The following is a 12,551-nucleotide window of genomic DNA, read 5'->3' as shown; positions in this document are numbered from 1 at the left end:
GCCATCTTGCACACTTTTCTCTTTTTGTCAAATTTTATGTTAAGAAAGATGTGACTAATGGATAGCTTATCAAGGGGGGCAGGGGGGATCGAACCGAAAATCTATTTTCACCCCTCTTGACGGATCAAGTTACCGTAAACAGAAACCCAATTCAAGGCGATTATGTCCCATAAACTGGATATTTCCAGTTTTTATTAATTACAATCTTCCGAGTATCCCCTGACCTAAAGCCAAACCTGTCACCAACATTCCTAACACTAGAAAAGGCTGGGCGCTGGCTTGATATTTGACATCATTTTTGAGCGGATCCCGCAGAAAATACATATCTTGGAAAGTGATCTGAGGGATAATTAATAACAGTAAAATAGCGGCATAAAGATTCTGATGAATACTAATCAGATAGCCCGCAATTCCCGCTTGAAAAACATCGATCATAATCACACAAATCCAAGCTGCAGTGGTAATTCCAAACATAACTGGCAAGGATTTTAAGCCTAATTTTTCGTCACCCTCCACACTTTTAAAGTCGTTAACTACAGCAATGCCTAAACCCGCCAGACTATAGATGAGGGTTAGGATCATAATTGTCCCATTTAACTGACCAAAAAGGGCGTGACCTGCCCACCAAGGTAATGCTATATAACTAGCACCGAGGGCATAATTTCCCAGCCAACCATTTTGTTTTAATTTTAAGGGTGGTGCTGAATAAATATAGGCAATAAAAGAACCAAATAGGGTTAAACAGAGCATGATTGGGAAATCATGACCAGCCCAGCGATCGAGAAGATAAGATATTCCTAACCCACCTGCTAATAAAACCAAAATCTGGCCGACCACTTGCGGAATAGAAATCACCCCCGAAGGAATCGGACGGTAGGGTTCATTAATTGCATCGATTTCTCGATCGTAAAAATCATTTAAAGTTTGGGTATAACCAGTCATCAATGGACCGGAAAGTAACATACAGGTGGCCGCTTTTAAGACATCTTCTAAAGACCAAGTATAATTACCCGATGAAGCAGCCCCACAGACAACCCCCCAAATTAGGGGAATCCAAGTGATCGGCTTCATCAATTGTAAGCGGATTTTCCAGAGGGAGGTTTCTGCCGATGAGGCCCCTTTCATGCCCAATAATTGGCGAGTTTTTGCGCCTCGATTATCCTTGTTTTCTATCTCGCTGTTCGACATAATCCCTTAAAAAGAAATAATTAAGTAACCTTCTTGGAATTTTGCCCCTTTTACCGATCTTCCGGTCAGAGGCGGTGGTACATCAATATTACGCCGTTGATCCCCGGCTTCGATGGTTAATTCTGGACCCGATTGCGTCAGTTTTACCTGTTTTTTCTCGAATCCGGGTAAATAAACCTTGACCTGACCGGCTGCCGTATCGATTATTAACGGTTTGGGCGGCTGCACCGTGAGAAAATTGGGTAACTCGGCGATTAACTCCTGCCAATCTTCTCCTTGACGGTCGGGTAAAATCGCCGCCGGCAGCGGGGCAAAATCCTCGGTGGCACTCTGACAGCGATTAAAGATCACTCCCCCCACATTTAAACCGATTTGCTGCGCCCCACCCCAAAGATATTTGGCCTCTGCGATCGCAATTGGATCATCATTGGTGACTAGATAGGCTAAAACTCGCCGAGGATCGGCTAAAGCGGAACGTCCCTCGTCTAGAATGTTATTATCGACCTTCTTCCCTAAACCGTCGGGATTAAAGGAGAAATTCAGCACGGCGGCGGCGATTGGTTGGAAAAAGGGAGAAAGGGTGCGACCAATCTCAGAATCGCTGAAAACCTGGCGAAAACGGCGTGAATACCAGCTGCCCACCTCTGGAATCGCCAACATTCGCAGACTGTTGATATCTCCGCTGCCGTCGTAGATGATGACATCGTAATTTCCGCTTTTATCCTGTTCCCGCAGGAAATTTAAGGCTAGAGCTTGGTCCATTCCGGGTAAAACGCCCAACTCTTGACCATAAACATTTTTCAAGGTGGGAGAACGCAAATACTGCTTTTCCAATTCCTTGACTTCTTCCCAACTTTTTTCTAGTAAATGTGTACTACTAAGCTGCACAACCGAGAGATTGGGGGCAATTTCTGTAATGGAGGAGCTAGGGGAGGCCTTGAGGAGTAATCCCCAAGCAGGGCTAGGATCCTGACCGATCAAGAGAACTTTTGACCCCAGACCAGCCATTTTCTTTGCCGAAGCGATCGCTATTGTACTGCAACCGCTGCCCCCCTTGCCCAAAAAGGTCAAAATTAAGGACATAATTAGTTCCTAAGCGTTATATTTAGATGAGTTTGAGTTCATCTTCAAAAAACCAAGTAGCGGTTTTATCATCGAACTGGACAACAGCACCAACACCGCTGCCATCGGTCATCTTAAAATTTTTGATGACACCCACTTTACCCAATTTACCCGCTACATCCGAGTTAACGCGGTCTCTTAAGCGACAGACCTTGACTTTTTGCCCGATTTCCATTACTTCCACAGTTTTAATAAGATGATAATTCAATAAACCAATCCTAAGTTTAATATAAATTCGTGTAAGATAAACCCCCCAATGCTCTTCAGTTATCGGTCTTTCTCAGATCATCTGCACTTAGCGATCATATATACTAAGCAATAGGACAAAATCAACCTCCTGGTTAGGATGGGCAAAAGGCAAATCAAAAAGGGGTTTTATTTGGTTTCTGGGGCAGAATTTTGCAGATTTTCCAGTTGTTCTCTTTGCTTGCGTTTAAACTCCTCAGCCGCTTGGTTGATATTATTGCGAGTATCTTCCTGAAACTCCGATCCGTCCCGGCTACGGCGAAAATTACTATTATGAATCAAGTCTAAAGGATCAAAACCACCGAGAGCATCCCTGCCATCGGAACTACGTTCATTTTTTTGATAATCCGGCTGACTGGGGTTCAAGCTTTGAGCTAACAATTGCGGATTAAAATCAGCCCCGACTAATAGAATGGTAGCTAGAAATAAAGACGATTTGATTAACATTTTTTGAGTATTCATAATCTAACTAACTCCTCAGAAAATTATCTTGTTTTTGGTGGTGAGAAAGTTACAAGCTTATCAGTGAACTGATAACTGATAACTGATAACTGATTTAAGCAAAACGACGACGAAGTAAGGGCTGAATTGCTAAAAGGATTAGCAGATCAAAAGCTAAGAGTAGGGCTAAAACTGTCAAGAAATTGAGGTCAAGCCAAGGGGTTTGTAAGACTATGCTATCAAAAGACCAGTGCTGATTGAAATAAATATAACGGATCGGTTCGATCGCATAGGTAAGAGGGTTGAGACTAGCGATTACTTTTAACCAATCTGCCATAAAGTTTAAGGGAGCGAGGGCGGTACTGGCAAATAAAAGCGGTAAATTGGTGACGAAAATGACGGCGATTAATTCGATATGTCCGGGTAGGGCAAAGGTTAAACTGAGACTTAAGGCAGTCATCCCCAAAACTATTAGGAAAACAATCAAAGCGATCGCACCTAATCCAGCTAAACTGGGTAATCCGGCCCCTAAAAAGGCACTAGCGGCCACGATCGAGGCGGTTTGGATGAAACTGAGGGCGATAATATAGATGGTAGAAGCGGCCACGATCGAGTAACGAGTGGTTAAAGGTGCTACCAAGAGACGGTTAAGAAAGCCAAATTCTCGATCGAACATTACCGGCAAACCGGCATTTAAGGCCCCGGAAAAAGCGGTAAAGACAATCACTCCGGGGGCGAGAAATTTAGCATAACTGAGATCGTTGCCGAATAGTCCCTGGGGGGCATTATAAAATAAAGCTCCAAATAAAATCAGCCACATAAAGGGCTGAATTACCCCCGCGATTAGGGTTGAAGGACGACGTTTTAATTGGATGAACAGACGTTTAGTCATGGCCAGAGTTTCTTGCAGAAATTCCCCTAGCACATTTCCCCCATCGTCCACCGTTGCTGCTCTAGTCGTATTGGGGGCTAAACTAGCTTTTAAGGAAGAAGGTGTGATCGTTTGGCTCATGAAATATTTACCTCGAAAGGGAAGGGTTTAGGTAGAGATTTTGGGATTGTCACTCTCAATCCCCAGCAAGCTAACGGTTTTATTTTAAAGTGAACAGAAGGATATAGCAGTTATCTTTATTTTGAGGCGATAAGTCTCTGGTTTTAGGGGACACCAGAACTTTTGTATCAGTTAAGCGTACTTGCATTAGGGAACGCACCCGACAAAATCGCGATCGCAATACCAGCTAATGATGCATCCCACCCATTGGATTGCGATCACCAAACCAAGCCATCAACCAAGTTTGCATCTGCTGAATTTCCCGGCGCTGGCTAGTGGCAATGTTCTCAGCAAAAGGCCGGACAGCCTGATGCTTCACCAGATTATGATTCAGGAGCATTTGCGACATCATCACGGCTCCCATATGATGTTTAATCATATTTTGTAAAAAAGTTTGATCTAGGGCATCGCCCTGAATTTGACTCAGATCGCGCATCATGGGAACGTAGGAAACGCTAATATTCCTTCCGGGATACCACTCGTTGAGCCAGTTTTTCATCTGAGCAATTTCAGCAGTTTGCACTTGAATGATCTTTTGAGCAAACTGCCTCATCTCAGGACGACTAGTGCGTGTCAGAATAACCTGGACGGTATCGATTGCCTCCTGATGGTGAGGAATCATTTGGGCAAGATAGTTAAACTCGCTACTGACCTGCATATGATGCATCATACCCATGCCGTTGGGAGAAAATTGAGCAGAGGCGGAATCTGGAGAATTTCCAGATGGACGTGTCATAAGTAAAGTTGAGGTTGCAGCCAACCCAAGAGCGGCAACCGCCCCCAGTACAATAATGGCTTTATTTTTCATGGGAGAAACCATTTACAAACCTCACTACAGTATAGCACCTGCCCAAAAGTAACCGGAACTATCTTGACCAAGAAATTGGCAGTCTAACGGCTGAACTCACCCGCCGTCGTTAACTTCCGATAAGGCTCAAACAGTACCTGATGAGCCTTTCTTTTTCAACTCTTGAGGTCTTGAGGTGGGAGCATCTCATTTATGCAAGTGAGTAATTATACTTATCTCTAAAACTGTTTTCCAGCAAGGCTTTCAAAATAGCTTGACATAAAAACCTGATTTAGGGGTTACAAAGGTGAGATGCTCCCTCTTGAGGTTGATGCGTTTCATTTTTGAATTGGCGATGAAACGAGACTCGATATTTTACCGGCTTTTTCAACAATCCCCCTCCCTTCTCTTCGATTTACTGGAAAACCCGCCAGATAATGCCACCGAATACCGCTTTGACTCCGTAGCCGTCAAAGAACCCAAATTTGAGATCGATGGCGTATTCCTGCCACCCGATAATGATAGTAGCGGGGTAATCTATTTTTGCGAAGTGCAATTTCAAAAAGACGAACGACTCTATGAAAGGGTATTTGGTGAATCATTTTTGTATTTTTACCGTCAGCGAGAACGATTTGCCGATTGGCAAATTGTTGTCATCTATCCCACCCGCAGCCTAGAACAAAGTAATGCCCATCCTTACCGGGCGCTGCTCAATTGTGAGCAAGTGCATCGAATTTACCTGAAAGAATTAGGGGAAATTCAGCAGTTACCGTTAGGGGTTGCCTTGATGGTACTCACTACTGTGGAAGAAACCCAAGCACCAGAAAAAGCCCGCTATTTACTGGCACGAACCCAAGAGCAAATTGCAGATACAGAAGCCAGTCGCGCCATAATAGAAATGATTGCCACAATTATGGTCTATAAATTTACTAACTTGAGTCGGCAGGAGGTGGAAGCGATGCTAGGACTACAATTGGCAGATACAAGGGTATATCGTGAAGCCAAGGAAGAAGGACGACTGGAAGGACGACTGGAAGGAGAATCTGCCCTGATTTTGCGTCTGTTGCAACGTCGTTTTGGTGCAGTGGATGAGGTGTTGGCTGCCCAGATTCAGTCTTTAGAAATCGAGCAATTAGAGTCCTTGGCTGAGGCTTTGTTGGATTTTACGGCATTAAACGACCTAGTGCTTTGGCTAAATCGCTACTCGCAACCGCTTAACTAAACTTAGTCAAACCTAAGCCACCTGAAAGGGTGAGTTAGGAAATTTTGATGGCCAAATGTCCATCCCTGACGATGGGTGACAAGGGCAATTCTTGTCAGAGGGCAGATAAAAGTTTATGCGGATGGCGAGACTCGAACTCGCAAGGCGTAAGCCACACGCCCCTCAAACGTGCGTGTCTACCAGTTCCACCACATCCGCTTGATTTTAGCTTAACCATTATAGCACAGAAAAAAAATAATCTGCAAGCAACTTTTAAAAATTACTGCCGCACAACTTTCGCGCCACCTGAGTTAGTACGGATAAACCTTTTAGGGAACCTTGAATCAAATGGAAGGCCGGGAGAGGACGGATTAACATTTGTCGAGCTAGGGGCAATGGTAGCAGCTGACCTTGATTATCAATTGCCGGGGCTAAATCGGGTAAATCCTGTGTCACCTCGTCGCTAATCACGCGCACAATTGCCACTTTTTGCCCCGGTAAAGCCGCTAAAATCCTTGCTCCTTCCATATCTACCACCTCATAGCCCCCCTGTCCTAAACGTCGTTTTTCCTCGGATCGGCTAATCAGGCGATCGCTGGTTAAACCTTTAACGAGACTATATCCAGTTAATTGGGCGATTTCTGCGGTTATTTCTGGTTCGCACTGCCAATAACTCCCCGTTTCCGCGCCACAACCTTGATAGATTACCCCATCTCCGACCCGATAGCGATCGCTGAGACTGCCCGCTAATCCCAGTGTCACAATTTTTCCTGTAAACTTATTAAGAAATTCTAGAGATTGCCTAGAGACTGGGGAACTGTCGAGAAATTCTGGAGCGCCAAGGTTAATCGGGATAATTTGCGGGGCTAAATCGCCGATGTTCCTTAATCCTCGACGGATTGAGCTATGCTCGGCCCCCCGGGGAACGAGAATAATATCTTCAGGTGTGAGCATGAAATTTTTGAGAAAGTTTCCTAATTAGTCCATTGAGATGTTATAAATAATAGTAGTGAACTAATTAGGAATAATTCTTAAGTAAATAGCCCTGCCACTGACTGGGCGATTGTCTTTCTCACCATGAAAAAGTCTGTCATTCTGCGTTTATCCGAGGTTAACAAGCGTTTTCCCGCTTCTCCTACTCTAGCTGTCGATAATATCAGTTTTAGTTTAACAGAGGGCGAAATTCTCGGATTATTGGGTCCGTCGGGTTGCGGTAAAACCACTCTACTGCGGATGATTGCGGGATTTGAAAAACCATCTCAAGGAGTGATTGAATTGGGAGGGCGAATAGTTGCCGACGAAAAAACCTTTATTCCCCCAGAAAAACGCAATACGGGCATGGTTTTTCAGGATTACGCTCTTTTTCCCCATTTAACCATTGCTGACAATATCGCCTTCGGTTTAAAAAACTCTGGGGAGAAATTATCGAGCAGAGCCATTAACGCTAGGGTGGCGGAAACTTTGGATTTAGTCGGACTGCAAGGACTAGAAAAACGTTATCCCCATCAGCTATCAGGAGGACAACAGCAAAGAGTCGCCCTCGCCCGCGCTTTAGCCCCAAAACCCTCTTTAATCCTCTTAGATGAACCTTTAAGTAATCTCGATGTGCAGGTCCGGCAACGCTTACGACACGAGATCCGTCATATCCTGAAAGCGACTGGTATCTCGGCCATTTTTGTCACCCACGACCGGGAGGAAGCAATGGTGATCAGTGACACAATTGCGGTCATTTGTCAAGGAAAATTAGAACAAATTAACAATCCCGAAGCAATTTATAGTCATCCGGCCTCGCGATTCGTGGCCGAGTTTGTCACCCAAGCTAACTTTCTCCCCGCTAGACGGAAGGGGGAACAATGGCAAACCGAGATAGGAGTCTGGGAAATTGCCGATGGTCAAGATTTGGACAAAGGGGAATTGATGCTGAGAGAGGAAGATGTCAAAATTAACCCGGATGAGACGGGAGAGCTAGTTATTTGCGATCGCCAATTTTTAGGACGGGAATACCGTTATTGTCTGCTAACGGCCACCGGCAGCCAAATCCACGCTAGAACAACGATTAACACCCAATTAGACATCGGTACAAAGGTAAAACTATCGATTATTCCCGATAGCGTCCGTGTATTTGCCGACTGATCAATCACATCTGACTTGAAAGTGGGTGTAGGGTGTAGGGTGTGGGGTGTGGGGTGTGGGGAGATTTTTTTTAGTAAAAAGGCAGCTCCGAGCTTATCGCTTAATACTATTGACTGATAACTTACCCACTGATAACTGATAACTGATAACTGATGCAAGGCTGACAGCTAATATTGATATCGATCGCGATTTAGGACTAGGGTGGCATTTTTAGCGACAAAATCAATAATTTTTTTGGCCACATCCACACCAGTGGCCGCTTCTATTCCTTCCAAACCGGGAGAGGAATTGACCTCGATAACCACAGGCCCGTGATTAGACCGTAATAAGTCCACACCGGCAACCCGTAAACCCATAGCTTTAGTGGCCCGTATAGCCGTACTGCGTTCCTCTGGGGTTAATTTTATCTTTTCTGCTTTGCCACCGCGGTGAAGATTAGAACGAAAATCGCCCTCAGCCCCCTGTCGCTTCATCGAGGCTACCACTTTTCCATCGATGACAAAACAGCGCAGATCTGCCCCACTGGCCTCTTTAATATACTCTTGTACTAGAATATTAGCCTCTAATTGCCGAAAAGCTTCAATAACTGACTTGGCTGCTTGATCGGTTTCCGCTAAGACTACCCCAATACCTTGGGTTCCTTCTAATAATTTAATCACCAGAGGGGTGCCGCCGACGGTTTCGATTAAACCATCGATATCTTGAGTTGCGTGAGCAATTCCCGTCACCGGTAAACCTATCCCTTCCCTGGCCAGGATTTGCAGACAACGCAATTTATCCCGCGACCGGGAAATTGCTTGCGAGTCGTTGGCAGTAAAAACATTCATCACCTCGAATTGTCGGACTACTGCGGTTCCATAGAAGGTTTTTGAGGCGGCAATACGGGGGATAATCGCATCGAAACTCTCTAAGGGTTTACCGTTATAAACAACCGTGGGTTTATGGGAGGTGATGTTCATGTAACAGCGCAAATAATTGATCACTCGTACCTCATGGCCTTGAGCTTCTCCCGCTTCTTTCAGTCGCTTGGTGGAATAAAGAGAAGTATCTTGCGATAAAATAGCGATTTTCATAAATTTTCGCTTAAATATTGCTTTTACAACTGAATAGCTCCTTATTTCCCCATATTGACTTTTTTTGCTGGCAACTCATAAAATTTCTGTTCTCGATCGAAGTCCATCGATTATTATGGCGCTGACAGTTCCCTTTGAACAGTTAGATTAAATGAAAAGTAAAAAAGTCAAGCTTAAGACTAGATTTATTTTTGTCGTCAGGCTCAGTTTAAGTAGCTGGTTATAATTAAATTAAAAATGGATTTGAGGTTCGATCCCCCCTGCCCCCCTTGATAAGGGGGGTGCCGATAGGCGGGGGTATCTGAAAACTTTTAACACCTACCTACTTAAGTTATAGTTTTAAGTATTTAATTGACTAACAAAGACTAGAGAAGGAGCAAAGGGAAAAAATGTCAATTAATCAATACAATTTTGTTACGATTTTGCTACTAGGCATGAGCGATCGGTTAGAATGATAAGGTGATCAACGATAATAATTATGACTTTACTAGCGAAATCTTTAGAGGAACTGACCGACTGGGTAAAAGACCAGGGACAACCCGCTTATCGGGGTAAACAATTACACCAATGGCTATACGAAAAAGGGGTGCATTCTTTGGCGGATATTTCCGTATTCCCCCAAGAATGGCGCAGCAAGCTGGCGGATTATCCTATCGGTCGTTCCCTTATACATTATCGCAGTGTAGCACCCGATCGCACTCGTAAATATCTGCTAAAACTGGCGGATGGTTTAATTATCGAAGCGGTAGGAATTCCTAGTGAAAAAAGATTAACAGTCTGTGTTTCTTCCCAAGTGGGTTGTCCGATGGCCTGTGATTTTTGTGCCACGGGAAAAGGGGGTTTTACTCGTAATTTAAAAGCCTATGAAATCGTTGACCAAGTATTAACAGTACAGGAGGATTTTCAACAGCGAGTTAGTCATGTGGTATTTATGGGGATGGGGGAACCTTTATTAAATATCCCCGAAGTGGTGACAGCGATTCATTCCCTGAATCAAGATGTGGGGATCGGTCAGCGTTGTTTAACGATTTCTACCGTGGGATTACCCCATAAAATCAAGCAACTAGCCGAACATAATTTACAAGTAACTTTTGCTGTTAGTCTTCATGCTTCTAATCAACAAGTTCGAGCTAAATTAATCCCCAGTGCCGACCATTATCCCCTAAGTAATCTGATCCAAGACTGTCAGGAATACGTTCAAATCACGGGACGAAGAGTGACATTTGAATACATTCTTTTAGCGGGAGTAAATGATTTACCCGAACACGCAAGGGAATTAGCCAAACTGGTGAAAGGGTTTCAATCTCACGTCAATTTAATCCCCTATAATCCCATTCAGGAGGTGGATTATCAACGGCCTGATGAAAAAAGAATTAAGGCTTTTAAAACTATTTTAGAACAGGAAAAAGTCGCCGTTACTGTCCGTTATTCGAGAGGTTTAGCGACCGATGCGGCCTGTGGACAATTGCGATCGAGCGTTATGGTAGAATAAACTTGATTTGTTCACTACTCTATCATCAGTTTTCTCTGTTATAATTAGAGTAACAGAGGAGTGTTGGTTGTGTTGTTTGTTAATAATTGTAAAATTTAATCAAGATCGGGATGGTTATCGGGCAACACCTCAACGGTGGGGGCAAGTAACTGTTAAGTGTGCTTCTTGAACTAGCGGTTTTGGTTATCCCGTTGCGGAATTTTTTCAGAGAAGTAGATTTTAGTACTTGTCAACCGCAGTAACTCGACTGTTGGTGATTTTTTCGAGTTCGGGGGTAAGGATCATGAAAAGTCAAATATTAGCAATTGCAGCTTTAGGAACTTTAGCGGTTTTTAATTGTTTTTCTGGGGTAGCTTATAGTCGACCGCTACTTGTCGGCCAAGAACCAACCACACCCACCTTGATCGTAATTGATGATGAGGAGATGGCACAACTTCCCGTGCCTGTTCGTCAAGGATTGGAACTGTATCTAGCGGGCAATACTGGTGGTGCAGTTGATGTGTGGGTAGATAGCATGATTAAATTCGCCAAGGATCATGAGGATTTTTTTGAATCGGCCGAACAAGCTAGAAGGGATGTCCAGATCTGGGAGGAATCCCGTTTACAAATGAAAAAAATTCTCAAACAATACACTCAAGCTAGTGGACCTTGTAAACAATCTATTTTCCTGCAAGAACTTATCTATCCCCAGAATAAGTTTTTAAGACGTTTTTTCTTGAAACTTCGCCACGAACAAGATTCTTTGTTTATAGAGTTTATCACTTTACAGACCCCTAAAGGAGTGTATATTACCCACTTTCACTTCAATCAAGACCTGCGAGAAATCATCGGGGATGATTAAGTAGTACGACATCAATCGACTACACTAGATCAAGGAGGTAGCGTTGCGACTTATCGGCAGGCTTATCTTTAAACAATTAACAGCGATCACTTAATCCCATTCAAGAGGTGGATTATCAGCGGCCTGATGAAAAAAGAATTAAGGCTTTTAAAACTATTTTAGAACAGGAAAAAGTCGCCGTTACTGTCCGTTATTCGAGAGGTTTAGCGACCGATGCGGCCTGTGGACAATTGCGATCGAGCGTTATGGTAGAATAAACAGGCGTAAATCGGCCATTAACTAGGGTTGGCTGAATACATCTAAAAACCTTGTTGGGTAAGACGTTTAGACTTTTGGAAAATCAAAAAGTGCCAGCCATTGGAGGGATCGGGGTGAAAATTCAGGGACTTTTTCCCTGAAAATTAGGTAATTTACCAGATGAAAATGGGTACAACCCTACACCCTACACCCTGCACCCCACACCCTGGCCCCACGAGAAACTTTTTGCCGCAAACCCTAACTAGATTGCTAGTCTCCCTGCTAGGCTAAACTAGAGAACTATAACATCAATGTAGGAGCCATTTCGATGCAAAGTCTCTCTAGTGCCAAAGAAAATCGCCTTTTTGTCTATGAAGTCGTCGGTTTGAGTCAAAATGACAATACTGATAACCTAGATTATTCTATCCGTAAGAGTGGCAGTGTCTTTTTAACCGTTCCCTATAGCCGCATGAATCAAGAAATGCGTCGGATTACCCGTTTAGGCGCTCGCATCGTCAGCATTAAACCCTTAAACGCTGCTGCGGCCGAGTAGTTCATCGGAAATTTTGGGTCTGAAACCCCGCCGTTCTGGGTTGGCTTTACGTTAGAATTAAAAGGCCAGTCTCGAAAACCAAGTGGACGGCGCAGCACCTTGAAAACTCGGCTTAGGGGGTTCCGACCAGAAAAGCTTGGCCGGGTAAAAAGTCGCGCGCAACAAGTACAAGAAGCTATAGGCGGT

At 44.0% G+C, this 12,551-nt stretch carries 13 protein-coding genes, 1 tRNA gene and 1 pseudogene; 6 read left to right on the top strand and 9 right to left on the bottom strand.

The genetic code is table 11. From position 1 onward, the window contains the following. Positions 1–198: 198 nt before the first annotated feature. The 6 genes from chlG to IM507_RS02770 form a co-directional block, all read right to left on the bottom strand. The gene (gene chlG / locus IM507_RS02795) at positions 199–1,188 is read right to left on the bottom strand and encodes a chlorophyll synthase ChlG (protein ID WP_004158757.1); all 990 of its coding nucleotides are present in this window, start codon (positions 1,186–1,188) and stop codon (positions 199–201) included. Positions 1,189–1,194: 6 nt separating this feature from the next. Next, positions 1,195–2,271, bottom strand: a complete 1,077-nt coding sequence (locus IM507_RS02790; RefSeq protein ID WP_024970494.1) for a Get3/ArsA fold putative tail anchor-mediating ATPase NosAFP — start codon at positions 2,269–2,271, stop codon at positions 1,195–1,197. 22 nt (positions 2,272–2,293) lie between these two features. After that, positions 2,294–2,485 carry a cytochrome b6f subunit PetP gene (petP, locus tag IM507_RS02785; protein ID WP_002742483.1) on the bottom strand — a complete coding sequence of 64 codons (192 nt, stop codon included), beginning with the start codon at positions 2,483–2,485 and terminating at the stop codon, positions 2,294–2,296. A gap of 200 nt (positions 2,486–2,685) precedes the next feature. After that, positions 2,686–3,018 carry a hypothetical protein gene (locus IM507_RS02780; protein ID WP_002742482.1) on the bottom strand — a complete coding sequence of 111 codons (333 nt, stop codon included), beginning with the start codon at positions 3,016–3,018 and terminating at the stop codon, positions 2,686–2,688. Positions 3,019–3,112: 94 nt separating this feature from the next. Further along, positions 3,113–4,009: an ABC transporter permease gene (locus tag IM507_RS02775; RefSeq protein WP_069474566.1), complete on the bottom strand. Its 897-nt coding sequence runs from the start codon at positions 4,007–4,009 to the stop codon at positions 3,113–3,115. A 226-nt stretch (positions 4,010–4,235) separates the two neighbouring features. Further along, positions 4,236–4,868 carry a DUF305 domain-containing protein gene (locus tag IM507_RS02770; protein ID WP_353847153.1) on the bottom strand — a complete coding sequence of 211 codons (633 nt, stop codon included), beginning with the start codon at positions 4,866–4,868 and terminating at the stop codon, positions 4,236–4,238. 322 nt (positions 4,869–5,190) lie between these two features. Between IM507_RS02770 and IM507_RS02765 the strand changes: the two genes are divergently transcribed. Further along, complete coding sequence (locus tag IM507_RS02765; protein ID WP_002734444.1) at positions 5,191–6,057, top strand: Rpn family recombination-promoting nuclease/putative transposase; 867 nt, start codon at positions 5,191–5,193, stop codon at positions 6,055–6,057. Positions 6,058–6,173: 116 nt separating this feature from the next. On the opposite strand, the gene IM507_RS02760 is transcribed toward IM507_RS02765, so the two are convergent. Both IM507_RS02760 and IM507_RS02755 read right to left on the bottom strand, forming a co-directional pair. Then, positions 6,174–6,255 (bottom strand) — tRNA-Leu (locus IM507_RS02760). A gap of 54 nt (positions 6,256–6,309) precedes the next feature. Beyond that, on the bottom strand, positions 6,310–6,990 hold the full coding sequence (locus IM507_RS02755; RefSeq protein ID WP_002734747.1) for a nucleoside phosphorylase-I family protein: 681 nt from the start codon (positions 6,988–6,990) through the stop codon (positions 6,310–6,312). 123 nt (positions 6,991–7,113) lie between these two features. On the opposite strand from IM507_RS02755, the gene IM507_RS02750 reads away from it, so the two are divergent. Beyond that, positions 7,114–8,169 (top strand): ABC transporter ATP-binding protein, encoded by a 1,056-nt coding sequence (locus IM507_RS02750; RefSeq protein ID WP_002731862.1) that lies wholly within the window; start codon positions 7,114–7,116, stop codon positions 8,167–8,169. A 167-nt stretch (positions 8,170–8,336) separates the two neighbouring features. Here IM507_RS02750 and rimK read toward each other — a convergent pair whose 3' ends face one another. After that, complete coding sequence (gene rimK, locus IM507_RS02745) at positions 8,337–9,242, bottom strand: 30S ribosomal protein S6--L-glutamate ligase (RefSeq protein ID WP_002734374.1); 906 nt, start codon at positions 9,240–9,242, stop codon at positions 8,337–8,339. A gap of 478 nt (positions 9,243–9,720) precedes the next feature. Between rimK and rlmN the strand changes: the two genes are divergently transcribed. The 4 genes and pseudogenes from rlmN to IM507_RS02725 all read left to right on the top strand — a co-directional run bounded on the left by rlmN (position 9,721) and on the right by IM507_RS02725 (position 12,365). Continuing rightward, the gene (gene rlmN, locus IM507_RS02740; RefSeq protein ID WP_123230209.1) at positions 9,721–10,734 is read left to right on the top strand and encodes a dual-specificity RNA methyltransferase RlmN; all 1,014 of its coding nucleotides are present in this window, start codon (positions 9,721–9,723) and stop codon (positions 10,732–10,734) included. A 283-nt stretch (positions 10,735–11,017) separates the two neighbouring features. Beyond that, complete coding sequence (locus IM507_RS02735; protein WP_002734482.1) at positions 11,018–11,575, top strand: hypothetical protein; 558 nt, start codon at positions 11,018–11,020, stop codon at positions 11,573–11,575. 92 nt (positions 11,576–11,667) lie between these two features. Next, a pseudogene (locus IM507_RS02730) lies at positions 11,668–11,832 on the top strand (dual-specificity RNA methyltransferase RlmN); the annotation flags it as partial. A gap of 308 nt (positions 11,833–12,140) precedes the next feature. Continuing rightward, entirely contained in the window at positions 12,141–12,365 is a 225-nt protein-coding gene (locus tag IM507_RS02725; protein WP_002732223.1) for a phycobilisome linker polypeptide, read from the top strand. Positions 12,366–12,551: the final 186 nt, after the last annotated feature.

This window comes from Microcystis sp. M20BS1 (assembly GCF_020245305.1).
GTDB lineage: Bacteria > Cyanobacteriota > Cyanobacteriia > Cyanobacteriales > Microcystaceae > Microcystis > Microcystis ichthyoblabe_A.
Note: the sequence above shows the minus strand (reverse complement) of the source record. Positions and strands in the feature narration are given on the sequence as shown.